This window comes from Micromonospora phaseoli (assembly GCF_900109115.1).
GTDB classification, from domain to species: Bacteria; Actinomycetota; Actinomycetes; order Mycobacteriales; family Micromonosporaceae; genus Micromonospora; species Micromonospora phaseoli.
In genome coordinates this window covers 156,165-177,729 of sequence record NZ_FNYV01000012.1, presented here as the reverse complement: position 1 = coordinate 177,729, position 21,565 = coordinate 156,165, and the positions used below count along the sequence as shown (strand labels likewise).

19 protein-coding genes are annotated in these 21,565 nt (G+C 72.4%); 13 read left to right on the top strand and 6 right to left on the bottom strand.

Annotated elements, in window-relative coordinates; genetic code table 11:
- The first annotated feature begins 126 nt into the window (after positions 1-126).
- The 7 genes from BMY89_RS25395 to BMY89_RS25365 all read left to right on the top strand — a co-directional run bounded on the left by BMY89_RS25395 (position 127) and on the right by BMY89_RS25365 (position 8,432).
- Entirely contained in the window at positions 127-927 is an 801-nt protein-coding gene (locus tag BMY89_RS25395) for an SGNH/GDSL hydrolase family protein (protein WP_092382586.1), read from the top strand.
- 120 nt (positions 928-1,047) lie between these two features.
- The gene (locus tag BMY89_RS31130) at positions 1,048-2,592 is read left to right on the top strand and encodes a hypothetical protein (protein ID WP_232521540.1); all 1,545 of its coding nucleotides are present in this window, start codon (positions 1,048-1,050) and stop codon (positions 2,590-2,592) included.
- A complete protein-coding gene (locus BMY89_RS31125; protein ID WP_232521539.1) occupies positions 2,532-3,845 on the top strand; it encodes a type 1 periplasmic-binding domain-containing protein in 1,314 nt (437 codons plus the stop codon). The genes BMY89_RS31130 and BMY89_RS31125 overlap by 61 nt, the downstream gene beginning before the upstream one ends.
- Positions 3,846-3,947: 102 nt before the next feature.
- Positions 3,948-6,533 carry an FtsK/SpoIIIE domain-containing protein gene (locus tag BMY89_RS25385; RefSeq protein WP_092382585.1) on the top strand — a complete coding sequence of 862 codons (2,586 nt, stop codon included), beginning with the start codon at positions 3,948-3,950 and terminating at the stop codon, positions 6,531-6,533.
- Positions 6,534-6,536: 3 nt separating this feature from the next.
- Positions 6,537-7,505: a hypothetical protein gene (locus BMY89_RS30715; RefSeq protein ID WP_198414130.1), complete on the top strand. Its 969-nt coding sequence runs from the start codon at positions 6,537-6,539 to the stop codon at positions 7,503-7,505.
- Positions 7,506-7,687: 182 nt separating this feature from the next.
- Complete coding sequence (locus BMY89_RS25370; protein WP_092382584.1) at positions 7,688-7,951, top strand: DUF6244 family protein; 264 nt, start codon at positions 7,688-7,690, stop codon at positions 7,949-7,951.
- 46 nt (positions 7,952-7,997) lie between these two features.
- Entirely contained in the window at positions 7,998-8,432 is a 435-nt protein-coding gene (locus BMY89_RS25365) for a hypothetical protein (protein ID WP_092382583.1), read from the top strand.
- Positions 8,433-8,447: 15 nt separating this feature from the next.
- On the opposite strand, the gene BMY89_RS25360 is transcribed toward BMY89_RS25365, so the two are convergent.
- Positions 8,448-9,500, bottom strand: a complete 1,053-nt coding sequence (locus tag BMY89_RS25360) for a J domain-containing protein (RefSeq protein ID WP_092382582.1) — start codon at positions 9,498-9,500, stop codon at positions 8,448-8,450.
- A gap of 338 nt (positions 9,501-9,838) precedes the next feature.
- On the opposite strand from BMY89_RS25360, the gene BMY89_RS25355 reads away from it, so the two are divergent.
- Entirely contained in the window at positions 9,839-10,195 is a 357-nt protein-coding gene (locus BMY89_RS25355) for a DoxX family protein (RefSeq protein ID WP_092382581.1), read from the top strand.
- A gap of 158 nt (positions 10,196-10,353) precedes the next feature.
- Here BMY89_RS25355 and BMY89_RS25350 read toward each other — a convergent pair whose 3' ends face one another.
- The gene (locus BMY89_RS25350) at positions 10,354-10,725 is read right to left on the bottom strand and encodes a hypothetical protein (RefSeq protein ID WP_232521538.1); all 372 of its coding nucleotides are present in this window, start codon (positions 10,723-10,725) and stop codon (positions 10,354-10,356) included.
- Between the two features lie 234 nt (positions 10,726-10,959).
- Between BMY89_RS25350 and BMY89_RS25345 the strand changes: the two genes are divergently transcribed.
- Positions 10,960-11,769, top strand: a complete 810-nt coding sequence (locus BMY89_RS25345) for a helix-turn-helix domain-containing protein (RefSeq protein ID WP_092382580.1) — start codon at positions 10,960-10,962, stop codon at positions 11,767-11,769.
- The gene (locus tag BMY89_RS25340; RefSeq protein ID WP_092382579.1) at positions 11,757-11,951 is read left to right on the top strand and encodes a DUF397 domain-containing protein; all 195 of its coding nucleotides are present in this window, start codon (positions 11,757-11,759) and stop codon (positions 11,949-11,951) included. Before BMY89_RS25345 ends, BMY89_RS25340 begins: the two co-directional genes overlap by 13 nt.
- A gap of 160 nt (positions 11,952-12,111) precedes the next feature.
- Here BMY89_RS25340 and BMY89_RS31395 read toward each other — a convergent pair whose 3' ends face one another.
- The gene (locus tag BMY89_RS31395; protein WP_139218008.1) at positions 12,112-13,461 is read right to left on the bottom strand and encodes a pentapeptide repeat-containing protein; all 1,350 of its coding nucleotides are present in this window, start codon (positions 13,459-13,461) and stop codon (positions 12,112-12,114) included.
- A gap of 187 nt (positions 13,462-13,648) precedes the next feature.
- Here BMY89_RS31395 and BMY89_RS25330 point away from each other — a divergent pair, with 187 nt between their 5' ends.
- Together BMY89_RS25330 and BMY89_RS25325 are read left to right on the top strand one after the other, a co-directional pair.
- Entirely contained in the window at positions 13,649-14,458 is an 810-nt protein-coding gene (locus tag BMY89_RS25330) for a TerC family protein (protein ID WP_092382607.1), read from the top strand.
- Positions 14,459-14,686: 228 nt separating this feature from the next.
- On the top strand, positions 14,687-15,526 hold the full coding sequence (locus tag BMY89_RS25325; RefSeq protein WP_092382577.1) for a lipase family alpha/beta hydrolase: 840 nt from the start codon (positions 14,687-14,689) through the stop codon (positions 15,524-15,526).
- Positions 15,527-15,624: 98 nt separating this feature from the next.
- Here the strand turns inward: BMY89_RS25325 and BMY89_RS25320 are convergent, their stop codons facing one another.
- Positions 15,625-16,497: an aldo/keto reductase gene (locus tag BMY89_RS25320; protein WP_092382576.1), complete on the bottom strand. Its 873-nt coding sequence runs from the start codon at positions 16,495-16,497 to the stop codon at positions 15,625-15,627.
- A gap of 236 nt (positions 16,498-16,733) precedes the next feature.
- Here BMY89_RS25320 and BMY89_RS25315 point away from each other — a divergent pair, with 236 nt between their 5' ends.
- A complete protein-coding gene (locus BMY89_RS25315; RefSeq protein ID WP_139218007.1) occupies positions 16,734-20,678 on the top strand; it encodes a CHAT domain-containing protein in 3,945 nt (1,314 codons plus the stop codon).
- Here BMY89_RS25315 and BMY89_RS25310 read toward each other — a convergent pair.
- Both BMY89_RS25310 and BMY89_RS25305 read right to left on the bottom strand, forming a co-directional pair.
- A complete protein-coding gene (locus BMY89_RS25310; RefSeq protein ID WP_092382574.1) occupies positions 20,637-21,200 on the bottom strand; it encodes a hypothetical protein in 564 nt (187 codons plus the stop codon). The genes BMY89_RS25315 and BMY89_RS25310 overlap by 42 nt on opposite strands.
- Entirely contained in the window at positions 21,197-21,550 is a 354-nt protein-coding gene (locus BMY89_RS25305) for a hypothetical protein (RefSeq protein WP_139218006.1), read from the bottom strand. The genes BMY89_RS25310 and BMY89_RS25305 overlap by 4 nt, the downstream gene beginning before the upstream one ends.
- Between the last annotated feature and the right edge of the window lie 15 nt (positions 21,551-21,565).

The following is a 21,565-nucleotide window of genomic DNA, read 5'->3' as shown; positions in this document are numbered from 1 at the left end:
AGCGTTCCTTAACGGCTATTCACTTTATCCAGGGGTTTCGATAGCATTACCGGCTAGTAACAACTTTCAACCCCTGGCCACGCGCGCGGTCCTCGGGCTCCACCACCACCCCCGTGGAGGTCCGTCATGCCCCACCGCCCGTTGGCCCGCGCCCTGACCGCGCTGGTCGCCCTCCTCGTCGCCACCGTCGGCGCCCTGGCCGTCCCCGGTGCCGCCCAGGCCGCCGCTCCCGTCCACTATGTCGCCCTCGGTGACTCGTACTCGTCCGGCGTCGGTGCCGGCCCGTACGACCTGTCCACCTGCCTGCGCAGCCAGAAGTCGTACGCCCCGCTGTGGGCCGCCGCCAACAACGTGGCGAGCTTCCGCTTTCCCGCCTGCGGCGGCGCGGTCACCGCCGACGTGCTCGACAACCAGCTCGGCTCGCTGAACGCCACCACCACGATGGTCACCATCACCATCGGCGGCAACGACGCCGGCTTCGCCGACGTGATGACCAGTTGTCGCTTCGGCAGCACCTCCACCTGCACCAACGCGGTAAACCAGGCGAAGGCCTTCGCCACCGGTACGCTGCCGGCCCGGCTGGACCGCACCTACGCCGCCATCCGCGAACGGGCACCGAACGCTCGGCTGATCGTGCTCGGCTACCCGCGGCTGTTCGAGACCGGATACTGCGGCCTGCTCGCGATGAGCAGCCACAAGCGCACCATGCTCAACGAGGCCGCCGACGTCCTCGCCACGGTGACCGCCGACCGGGCCGCCGCGGCCGGTGCCACCTTCGCCGACACCCGACCCACCTTCGCCGGCCACGGCGTCTGCGGCGCCGAGCCGTGGATCCGCGACGTCACCGGGGTCATCGAGGCGTACCACCCGAACGCCAACGGCTACCGGTACGGCTACCTGTCGGCGCTCAACGCGGTCACCGGCTGACCGTCGCCGCGAGGCCCGGCGGTCCCGAACACGGACCGTCGGGCCTCGCGTCGGTTGCCCCTCCCGGTCACACTGGACGGATCGGCGAGTGCGTCCGGTCACGTCTCCCGGGGGGTGGTCATGCGTGAGACGAGTGGTCAGCAATCGGTCCAGGCTGCTCGGGAGCGGCTGTCCGCCGGAGGCGCTGAATTCCTGGGCCTGCTGACCCGGCTGCTCCGCCGGCCGCGGCGCGGCGACCGCCGGCTGCCGCTGATCTGGCTCGTCCGCGCCACCGACACCGTCGACACCGACACCGTTGCGACCGACACCGTCGCGACCAGGGCCGTCGCCGCCGGGGCCCTCGCGACCGGGAGCGTCGCCGCCGGGCCAGTCCCCACTGTGACCGTCGCGACCGGGACCGTCGATCCGATGGTGATGCTGCGGCGCTTCCTCGGACAGGGCCCCCGGCGGCGGGTGCCACACGCCACGCTGGACTTCGCCGCGCAGCCCTCCAACTTCGACATCCCGATGGCGCTGCGGGACCTGCACCGGCAGCTGTCCCTGGAGGCGTTCGGGATGGCCCGACTGCGCTTCCAGCACTACCCGCTCGCCGACTGGCTGATGCACCAGGGTCTCAGTTACGGCATCGACGCCGATGACAGCCGCTCCACCCTGGTCGGTCGGCTGCGGGACCGGCGCGGTCGGGGCGCCGCCGGGGAGGCGGCACCGACCGGCTCGGACGCGGTCAGCCTCGTCACCCAGGTGCTGCTCTGGCTGGTACGCCGGGTGGTGCCCGGCGCGGTGTTCCGGATGGCGGTCTCGGGCCGGGTGCCGGTGGTCGGCCGACAGTACCGCTGGTTCATGCGCCAGCAGTATCTCGCCCCCCGGCAGTCGGTCACCTTCCTCGGTTTCGCCGAACGGCTCACCGCCGGGTGGCGGGACGGCGAACAGCCCGACCAGGTCAACAAACTCCTGCTGCACGCCTTCCTGGAGGACCTGCGCCAGGCGTACCGGCGGCGACTGTGGCGGCCGGCGGACTGGCGGCGTACCGCGTACCCGATGTTGCTGCTCGACAACGTCGAACCCGGCACCGTCGGCCACGTGCTGGTCCGGCTGCTCAACGACGTGCGCAACGAGACCGGCCGCAACGATCCGCTGCTGGTCGTCGCGGTCGCCGGGCAGCCGCCGCCCGAACTGCCCGAGCCCCATCCGCTGACCGACGCCGACGAGGCGTTCACCGAGTGGTCGGAGGCGTTGCCGGAGATGCGGCGACTGCGCCGCGCCGCCGCCTGGCTGATGGTGCTGCGCCCGGATCCCGCCGAGAGCGGCCCGCCGCCACGTGGCGGGGTGCGCGCGTTTGCCGCGCCGGCACCGCCCTGGTGGTCTAGGCGCTTCCTGCCCGCGGCGCTCTGCCTGGTGCTGGTCGCCGCCGGGGGCCTGTGGGCGGGCACCCGCTGGGCACCCGACTGCCGTCCGTCGCTGACCGACCGGGTGGCGGTACGCGTGATCGAGGGTGAGTGCGTCGGCTACAGCGACAGCGCCGCACAGGTGTTCAACGACGATCCGGGCCAGGGACGGCTGCGGGCGGTCCAGCAGCGGATCTTCGCGCAGAACCCGCCGAGCGGGTGTGGGAGGACAGCGACCATCGCAAGCCGTACCTCACCCTGGTCTACCTGGGCACGTTGACCGGCAACCGGACCCGCGCCGACGAGGAGTCGTACGTCTCCGAGCGCGAGGAGTTGGAGGGCATGGCGACGGCCCAGTACGCCCTGCTGCAGGAGTCGGCCGGGGCGGACGACGCGGCGCTGCTGCGGATCGTGGTCGCCAACGGCGGGCGGCAGATGCGGCACGCCGAGCCGGCCGTGGCGATGCTCGCCGACCTGGCCCGGGAAGACCCGACGCTGCTCGGCGTGGTGGGCATGGTGGAGAGCCGCCGGAGCACCGCCGAGGCGCTGGGCTATCTCAACCGGGTCGGGCTGCCGGTGCTCGCCCCGACGCTGTCCGCCGACCGCCTCGACGCCAACTCCCGGCTCTACCTTCAGGTCTCCGCGCCCAACGCCGACCAGGCCCGGATGGTCGAGGCGTACGCCCGAGAGGTGCTCAAGGTGGCCGACGTGCATGTGTACTACACCACCGGGGAGAACAGTTCCCTCGACGACGACCTCTACGTCAAGACCCTCGACGAGGGGCTACGGCAGCTCTTCGGCACCCGGATCACCCGCCGGGAGGAGTGGCGTACCGGCACCCGGCTGACCGTCGAGTGCGGCTTCGGCGGGATGCTCTTCTACGCCGGCCGCTGGTCGGAGTTCGACGGCTTCATCCGGGCGCTGCGCGAGTGCGGGGACAATCCGCCCCGGCACGTGGTCGCCGACGACTCGGTCAACCGGTACATGGCCAACCCCAGTCTGCGCGCCGCCGCCCCCGGCAACATCCCGGTCACCTACGTCTCCAAGGCCGCGCTGGCCACCTGCGCCGCGCTCCGCGTCGCGGAGCAGCGCCGCGACGACGCCCGCGCCACCTTCCTCACCCTGGTGCGCTCCGGTGACCTGCTCGATCCGCCGCGTTGCCGGCCGGACGATCCGCATCCGGTCGGCGAGCGGGTCAGCCTCGCCTATGACGCCTCGATGATGATGGTGCGGGCGGTGGAGAGCCTGGCGACCCGGCTGCACCACGCCGGCCCACGCCGGGCATGGGAACCCAGCTCGATCAACCCGGTCGGCGTACACGCCGAGGTGCTGCGGCAGAACGCGGGCGGCGGCTACCCCGGTGTCGCGGGGCTGATCCGGTACAGCCCGGACTCGGGCGAGCCGGTGCACAAGCGGATCTCCCTGATGCGCGTCGAGCGGGTGCCCGACGTGGCGACCGAGGCGGTGGAGGTGTTCCACTGTGGCGACGCCGACCAGCCGGCCGAACCCGGCTGCGACACGTCCGGTTCGTGACGATGCCCGGATCGCCGCCGTCCGTTAGGGTTTCAGCGGACCAGGCGGCCGTCGGCGGAGGGGCAGACGTTGGGCAGGCTCGCGTCGGCGTACGGGCAGGCGATGGCCGCCCACCGGGCCGCACGGGCCCACCTCGACTCCGCCCGTGACGCGTTGCGCGTCCCCACACCGTCCGCCCCACCGGCCGACGCGGAGCTGCTGACGCGACTGGCCCGGGTCGGCGCCGCGCTGGCCACCCCGACGCCGGGCACCCCGCTGGCCCACCGGCCGGTGCCGGTACGCGTCGGTGCGGCCGTCACCGCCGACGGTGGCTTCCCGGTCCTGCTTCCGCTCGGCGGCGGGCACCATCTGGCCGTCGACGCCGACGGCCGTGACCCGGCGGTGGCCGGGCTGCTGCGGGCTCTGGTGCTGCGGATGCTGGCCACCGCTGCGCCCGGTGGCGTCCGGGTCGCCGCCCTGGACACCGCCGCCCTCGGCGCGACCTTCGGTCCGCTGCGCCCGCTGCTCGACGCAGGCGTCATCGACCCGCCGGCCACCACCGAGGCGGAGGTCACCGCGCTGCTCGACGCCGCCGAGCGGCACGCCCGCGCCGCCCGCCAGGCCGACCGACCGGATCAGGAGCTGCTGGTGCTGGTCGCCGCGTCGGTTCCGGCGCCGCGGGAGGCCGCCCGCCTCGCCGCCCTCACCCACGCCGGCCCGGCCGCCGCGGTCTGTGTGCTGCTCGGTGGCTGGCCGCCGGCCGGGCCCGGTGAGCCGGCCCCGCCGTTGGGCGCCACCACCATGCTGCGGCTCACCGACGGGTACGCCCGCGTCGGCGACCCGCCGGGTGTGCCGTTCAGCGCCGACGGCAGCGGCCTGGCCGCCCCGGTGCGCCTCGACGGTGATCCGCCACCGGCCTCGGTCGCCGCCCTCGCCACCCACCTGGGCGAGGCCACCCGGCGCGGCGCGGCGATCGGCTTCGCCGACCTGCTGCCCGAGCGGCGCTGGGCCAGCTCGGCCCGCGCCGGCCTGCGCACCGTGGTGGGCCGGGCCGGCCGGGACCCGGTCGGCATGGCCTTCGACGACGCCACCCCGCACTGGCTGGTCGGCGGGCGTACCGGCGCCGGCAAGACGGTCTTCCTGCTCGACGTGCTCTACGGGCTGGCCGCCCGCTACTCCCCGGCCGAGTTGCAGCTCTACCTCCTCGACTTCAAGGAGGGGGTGAGCTTCACCGAGTTCGTCCCCACCGACCGGGATCCGTCGTGGCTGCCGCACGCCCGCGCCGTCGGCATCGAGAGCGACCGGGAGTACGGCGTCGCGGTGCTGCGCGAACTGCGCCGGGAACTGCACCGGCGGTCGACCGCGCTCAAACGGCACGGCGTCACCAAACTGGCCGACCTGCCGGCCGACACCCCGATGCCGCGCATCGTCGCCGTGATCGACGAGTTCCACGTGCTGCTCGCCGGCAACGACCCGCTCGCCCGGGAGTCGGTGGACCTGCTGGAGGAGTTGGCCCGCAAGGGCCGCTCGTACGGCGTACACCTGGTGCTGGCGAGCCAGAGCACGACGGGGATCGAGGCGCTCTACGGCCGCGCCGAGGCGGTCTTCGGGCAGTTCGCGCTCCGGGTGGCGCTGCCCGGCGGCGGGGGAGTGCTCGACCAGCTCAACGACGCCGCAGCGACGTTGCCGGTCGGCTCGGCGGTGCTCAACACCGCCGCGGGCGCACCCGGCGCGAACACCGTGGTCCGGTTTCCCGACGCGCACGCCGCAACCGGCGAGTTGACCCGGCTGCGGCACGAGCTGTGGCAGGCCCGCCCGGCGGGCGGCCGAGCGCCGTCGGTCTTCCGGGGGTACGACACCGCCCGGGTCGAGGACGACGCCACCTTCACCGGGCTGCGCCCCGGTGGCCGGCGACCCCTGGCCCTGGTCGGCCGGACGGTCGACGTGGACGGCACCACCGCGCTGTTCATCATGGACACCGCTCCGGGGCGGCACCTGGCCGTGGTGGGCACGTCGGCCGCCGGCGCGGAGGTGCTGCGGGCGGCGACCCTGAGCCTGGCCCGGCAGCACGCACCGGGTGAGGCGGTGTTCCTGCTCGCCCCGCTGGTCGCCGCCGCCGATCCGGCGGCCGACGACACCGCCGCGACGTTGACCGCCGCCGGGCACCTGGTCGAGCGCCTCGACGCCGTCGCGCTGCGCGACCGGATCCGCACCCTCGCCGCCGCGCCGACCGGCAGTACCGCCGGTCCGGCGGCGACCGCCGGCAGCACCGCGGGGCCGGCGGCGACCGCCGGCAGCGACGCCGGGCCGGGTGCCGGGTCGCCGGTCCGTAGCTATCTGGTGGTCTTCGGGATGGACGCGGCCGCGGGACTGCTCGGCGAGAGCGACCCCGGTACGTTCCGCTCGGGCCACGACGAGCTGCGCGTCCTGCTGCGGCAGGGGCCCGGCCACGGCGTGCACCTACTCGGCTGGTGGCGTGGGCTGCGCCGGCTCGCCGACGACCTCGGCGGCACCCAGAACCGCGACGACGTCGCCTGCCTGGTCGCCCTGAACGTGCCCGGCGCGGACCTCGGCCTGCACCTCGGCGTGCACGACCTGGCGTACACGCCCCGGGCGGACCGGGCGCTGCTGGTGGACCGGCACGACCAGCGGGTCCGGCTGATCGTGCCGTTCGCCCGCGACGGGCACCGCACCGACGGGCAGGAGTGAGGCGTGAGCACCTTCGAGGAGTACGCCGCGCTGGCCCGCCACCTGGCCGTGCAGCAGCGCGCCGGCGAGCAGGACGCCGCCACCGAGGCGGCCCGGCGGCGGGACCTCGACGCCGCCGTGGAGTACCTCGACCGGCGACTCGTCGCCCAGGGTCAGCGTCTCGACCATCTCGGCCGCACGATCGGCGTCCCGCCCGGCTCATCGCCGGTCACGGGTCCGCCGGGTCCGCCGGTCTCCGGTCCGCCGGGTCCGCCGGTCTCCGGTCCGCCGGGTCCGCCGGTCTCCGGTCCGCCGGGTCCGCCGGTCTCGGGTCCGCCGCCGGTCTTCGGGCCGCCGGTCTCTGGTCCGCCGGGTCCGCCCGTGTCGGGCCCGCCGTTCGGGTACCCCGGTGGCGGCCCGGGGCCGGCGACGGGGTGGGACGGCGGCGCAGCCGCCGCGCCGGGGCGGCCGGGTGTCGAGGCGTACCCGCAGCCGGGTGTGGGGGAGTCGGGCCCGGCGTTGCCGGTGGCGGTGAGCGCGACGGCGGCCGGGGTGCCGGCCCAGCGGGCCGGTCAGGTCGACCCGGCGACGGAGCTGGAGCTTGCCCGGCGGTGGGCCGACGAGGCGGACCGGCACGGGCAGCAGGCCGAGCTGCTCGCCCAGCAGCCGGTGCTGCTACCGACCTGGTCGCCGATGGCCCGGGCGGTCGTGGTCTACCTCGGCTTCGCCGCCGTCTCCGTGGTGCTGATGCTGGTCATGGTGCTCGCCTCCGGCGTCGGTGTGGTCGACGGCTTCACCCTCTACGCCTGGATGTGCGCCGGCCTGCCCGCCTTCTCGCTGATCGGCGGCTGGCTGGTGCTCGGCCGATGGGGTCGGCCCGCCGTCGGCGCCGCGACCCCGCCGCGCTACCCCGTGCTGGGCTTCCTGCTCTGCTTCCTGGCCGTCCCGCTCGCCTACTGCGGCTACCTGCTGATCTTCCGCACCCTGCGCTGAGCCGCTTCGGGGGCCGAGATCCTGGTACGAAACGGCCCGTGGAGGGGCCGGAAAGCTACCAAGATTCACGGTATCGCCGGCCCGGGTGGGTGCGGTGGGTGTGCGGATCTCGTACTCTCCCCTGTGGTCGGACCCTTGTTCGGGGATGGGCTACCAGGTGGGTGCGAGCCGGGGGAGGGCGTGTGAGCGCAGCGGAAATGATCGCCAGGCTGGCTGCGGCAGCGCAGAAACTGGACGAGGCGAAGGCGAAGACGGCGGCAGCGGCCCAGGACGCCGCCGAGGCGCGCCAGCTCGTCGCGGGCGCCTTGCAGGGCATCGCCGCCGGGCCGCTGATCAGCATGATCGACTCGTACCGGCAGGCGCTCGCGCAGGCCGCCCAGGGGCATGAGCCCGCCCGGCAGCACGTGCAGGAGACGATCGCCAAGGTACGGGCGCTGGGCAACTGAACTGGAGCATCGGGATCGGATCGAGAGTGCGATCGGGGGCGGTGAGATGAGCGACGAGAGCCGTGCCGGCGGAATGCTGGACGGGTTCCACATCGGGCAGGTGCCGGACGGTGTCGGCGACGAGGTCTCGGACTTCGCCAGCGAGTGGGACGACGTGCGCTTCGCCAGCCGGGTCTGGGAGCGGCAGGTGCCGGACGGCCACCGCGCGGACCTGCGGGTCCACGTGCTGCGCGGAGACCGATTGGCCGACCTGACCGCGCTGAGGGACTTCCTCTGCGCCTACCACGAGCGCGACCCCGTCGAGTGGCGGTTGGAAGAGTTCCAGCACGGTGACGGCCCCGGTCTGACCGATGGCGGCCAGGCGTTCTGGCTCGTCGAACCGGGCGTCGCGGTCACCGTGCTGACCGTCCCGGAGTTCGGCGAGTCGCTCCTGCCGACCGCCCTGTCCGTACGGGCCGAAAGCAGCGGCAGCTCTGGGTGACGCGGGCGGGAGTGCTCAGCGGAGCCAGCGTATGCGTTTCTCGGTGTGGCGGATCACCTTGCGCCACGCGGTGCTCGCATATCCTGGCTGAAGGGATCCGAGTTGGCGGCGCGCGCTCCATCCGGCAAGTGGCCGGTCGACGACTCGCAGCAGATTGTCGAATGTGTCGATCGGCGTCCCTACGCCCAGCAGGCTGAGCACCTCGTCCAGTTCGAAAGCCTCCGCGATCTCAATGATGAGATCGCGGTTGGTGATGAAGATTCGAGGAACCCACTCGGCGGCCGGGCTTCTGAGGTTGTAGAGAATCAGGCCGAAGTCGAACGACTGATCGTCCTCAGTGTCGATTCCTGTCTTGAGGATCGAGTTCATGAAGCCGTCCCAACCCGGGATGCCGGCCAGCTCGTGGGCGTCGCTCTCGGTCAGGTACCGGAATAGCGACTCCCTGCTCCGGAAAAGGAGCAGGTCGCCATCGGCGCTGGGAAAGAAGACAACAGCTCCCTGGCCGTCGAATCGTGCCATGAGCGTGAAACCCTCTGCGCCGTCCGACAACGAAATAGAGATCGGATGGATGGTCAACGGCCCCTGTAGACCTGCGGGCTCATACCAGGGGTGCGTCCACCGGGCCCTCGGATGCTGATGTTCGCGCGCTTCCCGCTCGCGTGCCTGGCGTTCCCGTTCGCGCGCCAGGCGGTCGGCCGTCTCCCGTTCGCGCGCCTCACGTTCCCGGGCTTCCCGTTCGCGTGCCTCGCGCTCCCGGGCTCTCCGTTCGCGGGCCTGACGCGCACTGCTCTCCCGCTCGCGCTGCGCGCGTTCGTGTTCACCGGCCTGGCGCTCGCGGGCTCGGCGCTCACGCGTCTCACGTTCCCGAACGTCGGTGAGCAACTTGTACGCGTTGTTGATTTGCTGCATCTGACGGGTCGCTTCTGCGCGTACATTCTCCGGACTTGAATGATGCTTGTCCGGGTGCCAGACCTGCACAAGGATAAGATAACGCTCTCGTATCTGCGCCGGCGACGCGTCCCGGGTGACACCGAGGAGCACGTACGGATCCTGCTCGTCAGGGGACATCTATTCGCCGGATCCTCATGAGTGCTGGACGCGTCCGTCGCGGTGATGGTAACAGCAGCTGTCGAAGCAGCGAGGCGGCAACTCCGAGGCATCCGGATGATGTGTCCATGATGGATCCGAGGTCGCGGATGTTGGCGGAGAGGCCGGCGGTCGCGGGCCATGGCTCGGCCGGCGAGAGCCACCAGGTGACGACCGTGCGCCAACGGACCCGTGAGCGTCCTGGCTGGGTGTACGACTTCCCCCAAACCCGGTCATGCTCCGAAAAGAGCTGCCCCCTAGACCTGCCGATCAGTGGCTATCCTCTCCGGACCCCCTTGATGCCGACGAAAGGGAAGCCCGTGTTCGTCGCCTACGTAACGATCAACATCCTGGCTGCACTCTTCACCGGCATCGCCGCCGTGACCTACCTGATCGGCCACCCCTACCCCAAGGCGCAGACCGAGATGAAGCGCCTGCCCATTTCCTGGATGCCCAGGCTGGGTACGGCACTGGCGGCGGGTTCTCTGGGGCTGCTGGTCGGCTTCGCGGTGCCGGCGGTGGGCACGCTCGCGTCGTTCGGCCTGGTGCTGTACTTCATCGGCGCGTTCATCGCCCACCTGCGGGTGGGGTCCCGAAAGCTCGTCGGATGGGCCGTCTTCTTCGTCACCTCGGTGGCGACTCTCGTGGTAAACCTGGCCCACCACGGCCTCTGGTGACGACCACAGGCCGCCGCAGGACAGGCGACGGCAAGAGATCGTTCCCGCCGGGTCGCAGTGGGTGGGCGTCATCGGGAGCAGCGGACGGGAACCCAGTCGGTGAACCGTCGGTGCAGGTCCGGCAGGCGGGCGGCGGGGTTGTGCTCGGCGAGTTGTGCTCATCGGGCCGCCCTCGCCGCGACGCGCCGGGCCGGGCCGGGTGTGGCAGGCGGCGTCCGTACGGGACGCATCCCGTCGGGGCGTACGAACAGCTCGCGGCGGTCGGTCGCGTCGCCACGCGCGTCGAGTTGGTACGCCTCGATCCAGGTCCAGCCGTCGTAGGTGTGTCGATCGGTGCGCTCACGGATCACCCGTACCGTGATCGGCTTGGCGAACTGCGGCGACGCGTCGCGGGTCAGTAGGTACACGCCCGGTGCGACCCGGGGCGTCCCGTCGTCGCGGGTGCCGATCGTCGCGGCGGCCGGCTGGGTAACCCGGTGGGTCGTCCAGCGTGACGCCGGAACGAAATTCGCGGGCTTCGGCACGGACACGGACACCTCCGCGGTCGGTGGTTTGGGTCGGGGGTCGCTGCGGTTGCTCGCCCAGCAGCGACCCCCGGCACGTACGCGGCCGTCGGGTCGGGGGGAGCGACCTCCACCGGCTGCGCCGTGCTCCTTCCACCCTGGACGCAGGCACCTTACGCTCGGAATAGTCACCGCCCGATCGCGGAAAGTAGGGGCCGAGTTCGAGCCGGCACGGAACGGTGCGGACGGTCCTGGAAGGGTGTGGAAGCCGTGGGAATCTCGCCGTCGGAGTATCTGCTTCGCGAGCTGCGGCGACGCCGGGCGGCCGCCGGGCTGACCCAGGCGCAACTGGGCGAGCTGGTCTTCTGCTCGGACTCGCAGGTGAGCGCGGTCGAGACCGGCACCAAGCCGCCGGCGCTGCCCTACCTGACCGCCGTCGACAAGGCGCTGGACACGGATGGGTATTTCGCGACGCTCTGGGACGAGTTGGTCAGGGGCGACGTCGCGCCGGTGTGGCTGCGCGAGCTGATCCAGATCGAGCGGGAGGCGAGGGCGCTGCGCTGGTACGAACACTCCTTCGTGCCGGGCCTGCTCCAGACCGAGGCGTACGCCCGCGCGACCTTCCGGGCCGCCCGCACTCCGGTCGCCGAGCTGGATCAGCGGGTCGCGGCGCGGATGGAGCGGCAGGCGGTGCTCGCTCGGGATCCGAGTCCGCAGCTCTTCGTGGTGCTCGACGAGATGGTCCTCCGACGGGCGTGTGGTGGCCCCGATGTGATGGCCGAGCAGGTCGAGCACCTGTTGACCTGCGCCGGGCAGCCGCATATCCAGCTGCACGTGGTGCCGCTCTCCGCTGGCATCTACTCAGGACTGGCCGGGGCGTTCATCCTGGCCGACCTGCCCGACGGGTCACGTGCCGGTTACGTGGACAACCAGCTCGCGGCGCAGATCGCAGGGCAGCCGGATTCGTTGGCTAGCCTGGGATTGGCGTGGGACGCGGTCCGGGGCGAAGCCCTCCCGCTGGGGCAGACCCTCGACCTGCTCAAGGAGGCGGCGAAGACATGGACCACCTGACCGGCGCGCAGTGGCGCACCTCGTCCCGCTCGTCCACCAACGGCGGTGCCTGCGTCGAGGTCGCCGACAACCTGCCCGGCGTGGTCGGCGTCCGGGACTCCAAGGACCCGACCGGCCCCGCGCTGATCTTCGCCCCGACCGCCTGGCAAACCTTCGTCACCCACCTCCCCAACCGCCCCTGACCCCCGTCACCGCCCATCCGGCCTCGACCCCGTCGACGGCCGCCCGTCGATCATGCAGTTGTGGTGCTTGACAAAGGTGGGCGTTCTCCGCTTTTCGGGTGCCACAACTGCATGATCGACGCGAGTGGGAGCGGGTGGGCGGGTGTGGGCGGCGGTGGGGCTAGGGGTCGGTGAGGAGGAGCCAGGTGGCGTCGAGGCGGGTGGCGGTCGTGCCGGCGGGCCAGGTGTGGGTTGCCGAGGTGGTGGCGCGGGCCTGGTCGAACAGGGGGCGGTGGGTCAGGGTGGCGCCCTCGAAGGTGACCGGGCCGTGGAAGCGTGCGCGGCCGAAGCTGGCATCGCCGGTGAAGCGGGCGTCGGCGAACCAGGCGTCGGCGGCGAACTCGGCCCAGCGGAACAACGCCAGGTCGGCGAAGCGGGTGTGCCGGAACTCGGCGCTCCCGCCGAACGTGGTGTGCTCCATCGACAGTCGGCCGGCGAAGGCCGCCTCCTGGAAGCTGGCGCTGCCGGTGAAGCGGGTGTGGTCGAAGGTGACCGACCGACGCAACGTCGCGCCCCGCCAGGAGGTCTCGCCGATGGTGGCCCGCCGGCAGGACAGCCGTCCATCGAGATCGGCCCGGTCGACGTGCAACCGTCCGGTGATCACCGCGCCGTCCAGCAGGATCTCCGCGTCGCCGGTGACCTCGTTCAGGACGAGCGCGTCGAAGGTGGCGCCGAGCGCCAGCCGCCCGCTGAGCCTGGCCCCGTGCAGGCGGGTGGTGCCGGTGCAGGTCGCGCCGGTCAGGTCGGCGTCGTGCAGGGTGCAGCCGGTGGCGTCGAAGGCGTCCAGCCGGGCGCCGGTCAGGTCCAGCCGCATGTCGGGCCAGAACGCGTCGTCGTCCGCGCGCAGGTGCCGGGTCAGCACCCGCTGTGCGGTGCGGCGTACCTCCGTCTCGCGCGCGTCGTCGGCCGGCGGCATCCGCAGGTACGCGCAGAGCACCGCCACGATCGTCGTACGCTGCGCCGGATTGTCCTGACCGAGCCGCTCCAGGGCGTGCAGGCCGCCGAGGCGTACCGCCGCGTTGTCGTTGCCGAGCAGCTCGACCGCCCGGGTGTACAGCTCGGTCAGCCGGCGCTCGGCGGCGTCGTGCGCGGCGGCCTCGGCCTGCCGGTCCTGGTGCCGCTGCCCGGCCTCGGCGACCTGCTCGGCGTGCGCCTGCACCCGGTCGCGGTGCGCCTGGTCCCGCGCGGCGATTGTCTCCTGGTGCTGCTGGGCCCGCTCGCCGATCCACTGCCGGCGGGCGGCGAGCAGCAGGGCGAGCCCGCCACCGGTGCCGGCGACCACGGTGAGCCCGGTGCGGATGGCGTCGATGCGCAGGGTGGCCCGGGTGTCCTGGGCGGCGGCCCGGTCGGCTTCGCCGAGCAGCCAGTGCAGCACCCACCAGCCGAGCAGGATGGCCAGCAGCAGCCCGACCAACACCAGCCACCACGGCATGACCCGGAGCCGCTGATCCGAGGGTGAGGTCCGGCGCACGGCCACAGCATGCCACCGATCCGCTCGGGTCGGCTCGCCGTGCCGGGGCCTGCGATCCTGCTCGTCATGCTGCCGCAGGTGGGAGTGGGGTTGCGGCGGGGCGGTTGGCCCGGTAGTTCATCATTGTGCCGATCAGCCGATGGTCCGGGTGCCGACCCGGCGGCCGGTCGTGAGAGTCGAGGATGGAATGGAGTTCCTGACCAGTCCCGAGCTGTGGATCGCGTTCGCGACCCTGCTCCTGCTGGAGATCGTGTTGGGCATCGACAACGTCGTGTTCATCTCGATCCTGTCCGGCCGGCTGCCAGAGCACCAGCAGGCCCGCGCCCGGACGATCGGCATCTCGCTTGCCCTGATCACCCGCCTGCTGCTGCTGGCGTCGTTGTCCTGGATCATCGGTCTGACCGCGCCGCTGTTCGAGGTGCTCGGGCAGGAGATCTCCGGACGAGATCTCATCTTGTTGCTCGGCGGGTTGTTCCTGGTCGGCAAGGCGACATATGAGATCCACGAGCATCTGGAGGGCTCCGACCACTCCCGCTCGGGCAAGAAGGTCGCCTCGTTCGGCAACGTGATCGCGCAGATCCTGGTGCTGGACGTGGTCTTCTCGCTCGACTCGGTGATCACCGCGGTCGGCATGGTCGACGAGCTCGCCATCATGGTGGCCGCCGTGGTCATCGCGATGATCATCATGTTGGTCTCGGCCGGTGCGGTCGCCAACTTCGTCAACCAGCACCCCACAGTCAAGATGCTGGCCCTGTCGTTCCTGCTGATCATCGGTGCGAGCCTGATCGCGGAGAGCTTCGACCAGCACATTCCGAAGGGCTACGTGTACGGGCCGATCGCCTTCTCGATCTTCGTCGAGTTCCTCAACCTGCGGGTCCGGGCGCGGCAGCGCCGCCAGCAGGAGACAAAGCCGGTGCAGCTGCACCCGACGTACGTGAAGAGCGGTTCGGGCAGGTCCGAGCCGGAGGCGCAGCCGGAGGCCACGCCGGCCGGCTGAACCAGCGCGGCCCTGGACGCCGCACGTACCCCTGCGGGTGCGTGCGGCGTCCGTCGTCTGCGGACAGTCGTCGGGGGTGGGGCAACGCGCCTGGTGGGGGAACTGCTACTCGCGCGTAACTTTTCATTGACGTTTCTAGATTGTGACGGGCATCATCATTTCACGGTCGATCGGACACCCCACCGCCTCCACCCGGCAACCCCGGGATCCTCCTTGGGAGGTGCAGCGATGCTGCTCCGAAAGGCTGTCCCCGTCCTCGTCCTCGCGGTCGTCGCCGTCCTGTCCGCCCCGGCCGCCGCCGCGGCTGCACCGACTCCGGCCACCACCGCGAACACCGTCTCCGCCACCGCCACCACCACCGCCGCCCCGGATGCCACTGCCACCGATGACGGTCTGCGGGCCCTGGCGACCGCCAACCCGGTCATCGTCGTCGGCGGGCTCAGCGGCTTCGCCGCGGTCTACGAGCCGCTCGCCGCCCGGCTACGGGCCGACGGTTACCGGGTCTGGATATACGCGCTGCCGAATCTGGGGCTCGGCGACATCACCGCCTCCGCCAGCGGGCTGCGCGGCTTCGTCGGGCAGGTCCGCTCCGCCGCCGGCGGCGCCAAGGTCGACCTGGTCGCCCACTCCGAGGGAGGTCTGGTCAGCCGCTACTACATCAAGAACCTCGGTGGCGGTGACGCCGTCGGGCGCTACGTCAGCCTCGGTACGCCGCAGTACGGCACGTACGTCGCCAACATCGTGGCGTTCCTCGGCCTCGGCAGCTGCGCCGGCGTCGTCGCCTGTCAGCAGATGACGATCGGTTCGTCCTTCCTCACCGCGCTCAACGCGGGCGACGACACCCCGGGTGCGGTGCGCTGGACCACCGTGCGGACCTGGCAGGACGAACTGGTCCGGCCGGTCGACAACGCCACGCTGGCCGACGGGGCGACCAACGTGCTGATCCAGTCCGCGTGCCCGCTACGCGTCGTCGGGCACCTCGGCCTGGTGCTCGACGGCACCACCTACACGGTCATCCGCCAAGCCCTCCGCGACGCCGCCATCCGCCCCAACTGCCTGGCCCTGTAACCCGCCCCACCCCGTCGATCTTGCACTTTCCGTCCGGGTGAACGCCGTGAAAGGCGCATTCCGGCGACCAGAAGTGCAAGATCGGCGGGGGTCGTGGGTCAGGTTGCGGCGGCGAGGGTTTCGTACTCGGTGTCGGTGAGGTGGACCTGGGCGGCGGCGACGTTTTCCTCCAGGTGCGCCACCGAGGACGTGCCGGGGATCGGGAGCATGACCGGCGAGCGGCGCAGCAGCCAGGCGAGGGCGAGTTGCGCGGGCGTCGCGCCGTGCTCGGCGGAGATGTCGTCCAGCGGGCCACCCGGCCGGGCCAGGTCGCCGGTGGCGATCGGGAACCACGGGATGAACGCGATGTCGTTGCCCTCGCAGTAGGTCAGGACGTCCTCGGCGCTGCGGTTGGCCAGGTTGTAGAGGTTCTGTACCGACACGATCGGTGCGATCCGGCGCGCCGCCTCGATCTGCTCGACGGTCACCTCGGAGAGCCCGATGTGTCGGATCTTGCCTTCCTCGCGCAGCATGGCCAACTCGCCGACCTGGTCGGCCAGCGGCACCGCCGCGTCGATCCGGTGCAGCTGGTACAGCCCGATGCTCTCCAGGCCGAGATGGCGCAGGCTCAGTTCGCACTGCTGGCGCAGGTACTCCGGGCGACCCACCGGCCGCCAGTCACCGGGGCCGCTGCGGGTCAGGCCGGCCTTGGTCGCGATGACCAGATCGTCGGCGTACGGGTGCAGCGCCTGGCGGATCAGCAGCTCGGAGACGAACGGGCCGTACGAGTCGGCCGTGTCGATGAAGGTCACGCCCAACTCGTAGGCCCGGCGCAGCACCCGCAGCGCCTCGGCAGGGTCCTTCGGCTCACCCCAGACACCCGGCCCGGTGATCTGCATCGCCCCGTAGCCGAGCCGGTCGACCCGCAGGTCGCCGCCGATGCGGTAGGTGCCGGACTCCTTCGCGGGCCGGGCGCCGCCCTCGATCGTCATACGTCGATCCTCCATGGTGTCGTCGTCAGCGGCAATCTAACCGCTGTCCGTACCCGTTACCCGCTGATCGGCGCCCGCACCGGAGATCGGTCGGATTTGTGCTAGCGGTCCGCCCTCCGGTTCTGCTAACCCTGACGGGCATCTATGCCTGCGACGGGAGGGTCGGCATGTGGCGGCAAATCAGATCCGATCCGGTGCGGCGGCTGCGTGAACGGTTGGACGGTTTCGGAGCCACCATGGATTCCCGTCGGGTGCTCGAAGCCGGCGCGATCCAGGACGCCACGGCCGTCTTCGACCTGGTCGAGGGGGCGGGGGACAGCGGGTCGGTGTCTGAGCAGGAAGCCGAGGCGATCTTCCTACTGGCGTGTCTGCACTGGTACCGGTACCAGGTACTGCCGCCGGGTGAGGATGCCACCGACCTTACCCAGGCCGTCGTACTGACCCAGCTTCTGTTGAATCTGGCACCGCAACGAGTGCCGCCATCGCTGCTGGCGATGCTGCGCGCACACGTGCCCGCCTCGGCCGGCCCGACCGGTGGCGAACGGGCCCGCCCGGGCTCCCGAGTCCCCGTCGCACGCTCCGCCGCCGGTACCGCCGATCCGCGCCGCTCCGCGGACACGGCGGCGGCGCTCTTCTTCCAGGCCGTCACCCTGATGGGCGATGCCGAGCGCTCCGGCGACTACCGGGTTGCCGACCATGCCCAAACCCTGCTGGAACGAGCGCTGGCCGGTACCCCGTCCGGTGTGCCGGAGCGCCTGCACTACCTCAGCGCGCTCGGTCGGGTGCACCGGGACCAGTACCTGCATCTCGGCCGGACGCGATCCCTGTCGGCGGCGATCGACGCGCACCGGGAGAGCCTGGAGTCGACCCCGCCCGGTGACCCGGAGCGGTCGACCCGGCTGTTCAACCTCGGCAACGTCCTCGGCGACCGGTTCGATTCGGCAGGCGACGCATCGGCGCTGGAAGAGTCGATCCGGCTACTCGGCGAGGCGACCCGGATCACCCCCGTGGCCTCGCCCGTGTGGCTGATGGCCCGGGTGAATCTGGGCCAGCGGCTAAGGGAACGCTGGCGGCGGCGCACCGACCCGGTCGACCTCGACCGGGCAGTCGAGCTGCTGGCGGAGGCGGTGTCCGCCGGGGCAACCCCGCAGGTGACTGCGGTGTATGCGTCGCTGGCCGGTGAACGTTTCCTCGTTGGCGGGGCCGAGGGCGACCTGGATACGGCGATCGACGCCAACCGCGCGGCACTGGCAGCCGGGCTGAGCGGCGATCTGGCCGGCCTGGCCCGTAGCACTCTGGCAGGGCTGGTCGGTGAGCGTTACGAGCGGCGCGGCGACCCGGCCGATCTGGACGCGGCGATCGAGGCGTACCGGGCGGCGGCAGCCGGGCCACGGTTCGACGGGCACGACCCGACGGGCCTGGGGCAGGCCGCCGGCAAACTGCTGGCCAGCCGCTACCTGCGGGACCGCCGGGGCGAGGATCTCCAGGAGGCCCTCCGGATGCTGCGCGCCGGGGTGGTCGGGGCCGCCGACCCCCCGGAACGTGCCGAGTTCCTCGTCGATCTCGGGTACGTCCTCGGCAGCTGGTACGCCGATCTGACCGGGCTGGCTGCGCTGCGTGAGGCACGCGACGTGCTCACCGAGGCGGAGCGCCTGCTGCCGGCCGAACATCCGGTCCGACCCGACCTGCTCAACAACCTCGGCAACGTGTTGCGTGAACTGGCCGACGTGGCGGGGGAGCCCGAACTGCTGGAACCGGCCGTGGCGGTGCTGCGGCGCGCGGTCGCGCCGACGGTCGATCCGGCGAAGCTACCTCTGTACTTGTCCAACCTGGGCCTGGCGCTGCAGGCACTCTTTGCTCGTACCCAGGATCTGGCCACCCTCACCGAAGCGATCACGGTGCTGCGCCGGGCGGTGGCCGCGACCCCGCCCGGGCACCCGGATCGGCTGCCCGGCCTGACCAACCTGGGATCGGCGCTGAACCGGCGGGCCGAACTGGCCGCCGACGGCGCGCTGCCCACCGGGTCACCGCAGGCGGCACGCTCCGCCGCCGTGGCGGACGCCGAAGAGGCCGTCGTGCTGCTGCGCGAGGCGGCGGAGCTGGCGCAGCGGGAGACCGAAGCCGACGACCACCTGCGGGTCGTCGGCACTCTCGCCTCGGCCCACGTGTTGCGCTATCGACTCGTCGGGGCGGCGGACGCCATCGAGGAGGCGATCAGTTTGCTGCGGCGGCTACCCGACACGATGCCGGCGGCCAGCCCGGAGCGGCACCGGTTGCTGACCAATCTCGGCAGTACGCTCCTGCTGCGGTTTGGCGCCAGCCGATCCGATCGCGACGCCGAGGAGTCGCTGGCGGCGTACCGGGCGGCGGTCGCGGCGCTACCCGCCGACCACCCGGACCGGACGATGTGCCTTAGTAACCTGGCCGCCGCCATCGAGGAGATCGGCCGCCCGCCCGGCAGCACAGCCGCCGACACCGCTGGCCTGTCGGCCGGTGAGCTGGCCGCTGCGATCGCCGCCCTGCGCGAGGCCGCCGCGATCGAGGCCGCCCCGTCGCTGTTGCGGGCCAGCGCCGCGCGCCGCTACGCCGCACTCGCCGCCGAGTCCGGCGATCTGACGGTGGCCCTGGACGGCTACACCACGGCGATCGAGTTGATCGACCTGTTCGCCTGGCACGGCATGGACCCCGGCGACCAGGGCCGGCTGTTGGGGCAGTTTCCCGGTCTTGCCGGCGATGCCGCTGCGGTGGCCATCGCGCTCGACCGGCCGGAGCGCGCGGTGGAGTTGCTGGAGTACGGGCGCGGGGTGCTGCTTGCCCGCGCCCACGACGCCGGTGCCGACCTGGCGGCGCTGCGCGAGCAGGCACCCCGGCTGGCTGACCGGCTCGCCGGCCTGCAAGCCGCCCTCGATGGCCTGGATCCGTCCGCCCTGTCGTCCAGGACAGCCGGGACGCCGACGGCCCTGTCGGTCGGGGTGGCCCATGGTCCGGAAGGGCGGCACGAGCTGGCTACCCGTCGGCGTGAGCTGTTGGGCGAGATCCACCGGCTGCCCGGCTTCGCCGGTTTCCTGCGTCCGCCGCCCTTCGCCGAGCTGGCCCGGGCCGCCGCCGGTGGCCCGGTCGTGCTGGTGAACGTGGCAGCTCGGCGCTGCGACGCGCTGGTGGTCACCGAGGACGGGGTGGAACTGGTGCCGCTGCCCGAGCTGACCCTCGCTGAGCTGCAACTGAGGCTCGCGTACTTCCTGGTCGGCATCGCGGAGGTGACCTCGTCCGCCGGTGGGGCGGGGGCCGAGGCGCAACGCCGTCGGGCGACCTTCCGAGGGCGGATCACGGAGACGTTGGACTGGCTCTGGCGGGTTGTCGCCGCGCCGGTGCTCGACGCGCTCGGCCCGATCGCCGCCCCGACGGCCGACGACTCGGAGCTGCCCCGGGTGTGGTGGTGCCCCACCGGTCAGCTCGCTCTGCTGCCGCTGCACGCGGCCGTCCCCTCCGGTGCTGACGGCGGGGTGCCCGACCGGGTGGTGTCGTCCTACACGGCCTCGCTGCGCGCGCTGAGCCGCGCCCGGCAGGGAGTGCCGCGCGAGAGGGTGCCGGTCGCCTCGGCGCTGTTTGTCGGAATGCCACAGACACCCGGCCTGGCGGACCTCCCGGGCGCTGCCCGGGAGGAGGCGATCATCCGCGAGCGTCTGGCCCTGGTGAAGTCACTGAGCGGGCCGGCGGCCACGCCCGCGGCCGTGCTCGGCGCGCTGCCAGAAGCGCCGGTCGCCCATCTCTGCTGCCACGGCACCCAGGATCTCGCCGCACCGGCGCACGGTCGGCTTGCGCTGGCGGGCGGCGCGCTGCACGTGCGGGATCTTTGGCGTCCGGCCGGGGCCACGGCCGCGCTCGCGGTCCTCTCCGCCTGCGACACGGTGCGCGGTGGCGCCGCACTGCCCGACGAGGCGCTTGCCCTGGGCACCGCGTTCCAACTCGCCGGTTTCCGCCATGTCGTCGGTGCGCTCTGGTCCATCTCCGACACGATGACCGTGCAGGTGTGCGAGGACCTCTACGCCGGGATGGCGGTCCCCGGCGGTATCGATCCGGAGAGCGCCGCGCCCGCCCTGCACCACGCCGTCCAGCAGTTGCGCGCCGCGCTGCCGGGCTTACCCGAACTCTGGGCCAGCTACGCGCATATCGGCCCCTGACCAGCCGCCGGTCTCGGCGACGACGCCGGCCGGCCGGGCGCTGGCGGGACCGGCCGACGGGTCGGAGCGGCCCGGCGCGTACCAGGTGACGCCGACCGCGGCGATCAGGAGAATGGTGCAGGTCAGTACCAGCCACACCCCGACGCGTAGCGCACGGGCCGCCACCACGGCCTCCCGATGCTCGCCGAGCGGGGCTGGCGCAAGCGTGGCCACCGGCGTCACCGACAACGGGCCGTGCGCGGCCCGCAGCAGCGCCACCGCACCAGCCACCCCGGCCGTCACCGCGGCCAGCAGCAGGACGCCGACCAGCCCGCCCCATCCGGGGGCCAGCGTGCTGACGTCGGAGCGACCCCGGATCAGGCTGAAGCCGACCAGCGCGACCAACAACCCACCCAGCCCGTTGCGCCAGGCCAGCGCGGCGGCCCGCACGCGGTCCAGTTCGCCGCGTAGCAACCCGGCCAGCTCCTGCGCCCGCCGTAGGTCGGTCGGGGTCGCCGGCGGACCAGGGCGTAGCCGGATCACGACTCGACCTCCATTGACAGCGTCCAGTACGCGCCGCAGCCGGTCAGCCCGTCCGGGCGGGCCGGATGGTCGGCGGCGCAGCTGCAGAGCAGCGTCCGGTAGCCGGGGTCGGACGATGTCTCGGGGGCGTCGCGCCGGTAGATCTCGCCCACGATCGGGCAGACGATGGGGTGCTGGCAGCGCGGGCAGTCGCCGCTGAGCAGCACCGCAGGCCCGAACTGTCGCGCGGTGAAGGCCTGCGCCACCCGGGCGGCGTATTCGCCGTCGGTCACCTCCGCGTACGGCAGAGGCTCCGCCGCCGGCTCACGAATCTGACCCACTGCGCCTCCCGACTCGCCCGGCACGGTCACGTCCATACGGTAGCG

Bases quoted from the DNA above. Each gene is read 5' to 3' on its own strand.
- BMY89_RS25325 (WP_092382577.1), top strand. From the start codon at position 14,687: ATGCTGCTCCGAAAGGCTGTCCCCGTCCTCGTCCTCGCGGTCGTCGCC.
- BMY89_RS25395 (WP_092382586.1), top strand. From the start codon at position 127: ATGCCCCACCGCCCGTTGGCCCGCGCCCTGACCGCGCTGGTCGCCCTC.
- BMY89_RS25315 (WP_139218007.1), top strand. From the start codon at position 16,734: ATGGATTCCCGTCGGGTGCTCGAAGCCGGCGCGATCCAGGACGCCACG.
- BMY89_RS25340 (WP_092382579.1), top strand. From the start codon at position 11,757: ATGGACCACCTGACCGGCGCGCAGTGGCGCACCTCGTCCCGCTCGTCC.
- BMY89_RS25330 (WP_092382607.1), top strand. From the start codon at position 13,649: ATGGAGTTCCTGACCAGTCCCGAGCTGTGGATCGCGTTCGCGACCCTG.
- BMY89_RS25360 (WP_092382582.1), bottom strand. From the start codon at position 9,500: ATGTCCCCTGACGAGCAGGATCCGTACGTGCTCCTCGGTGTCACCCGG.
- BMY89_RS25385 (WP_092382585.1), top strand. From the start codon at position 3,948: ATGGCCGCCCACCGGGCCGCACGGGCCCACCTCGACTCCGCCCGTGAC.
- BMY89_RS25365 (WP_092382583.1), top strand. From the start codon at position 7,998: ATGAGCGACGAGAGCCGTGCCGGCGGAATGCTGGACGGGTTCCACATC.
- BMY89_RS25320 (WP_092382576.1), bottom strand. From the start codon at position 16,497: ATGACGATCGAGGGCGGCGCCCGGCCCGCGAAGGAGTCCGGCACCTAC.
- BMY89_RS31130 (WP_232521540.1), top strand. From the start codon at position 1,048: ATGCGTGAGACGAGTGGTCAGCAATCGGTCCAGGCTGCTCGGGAGCGG.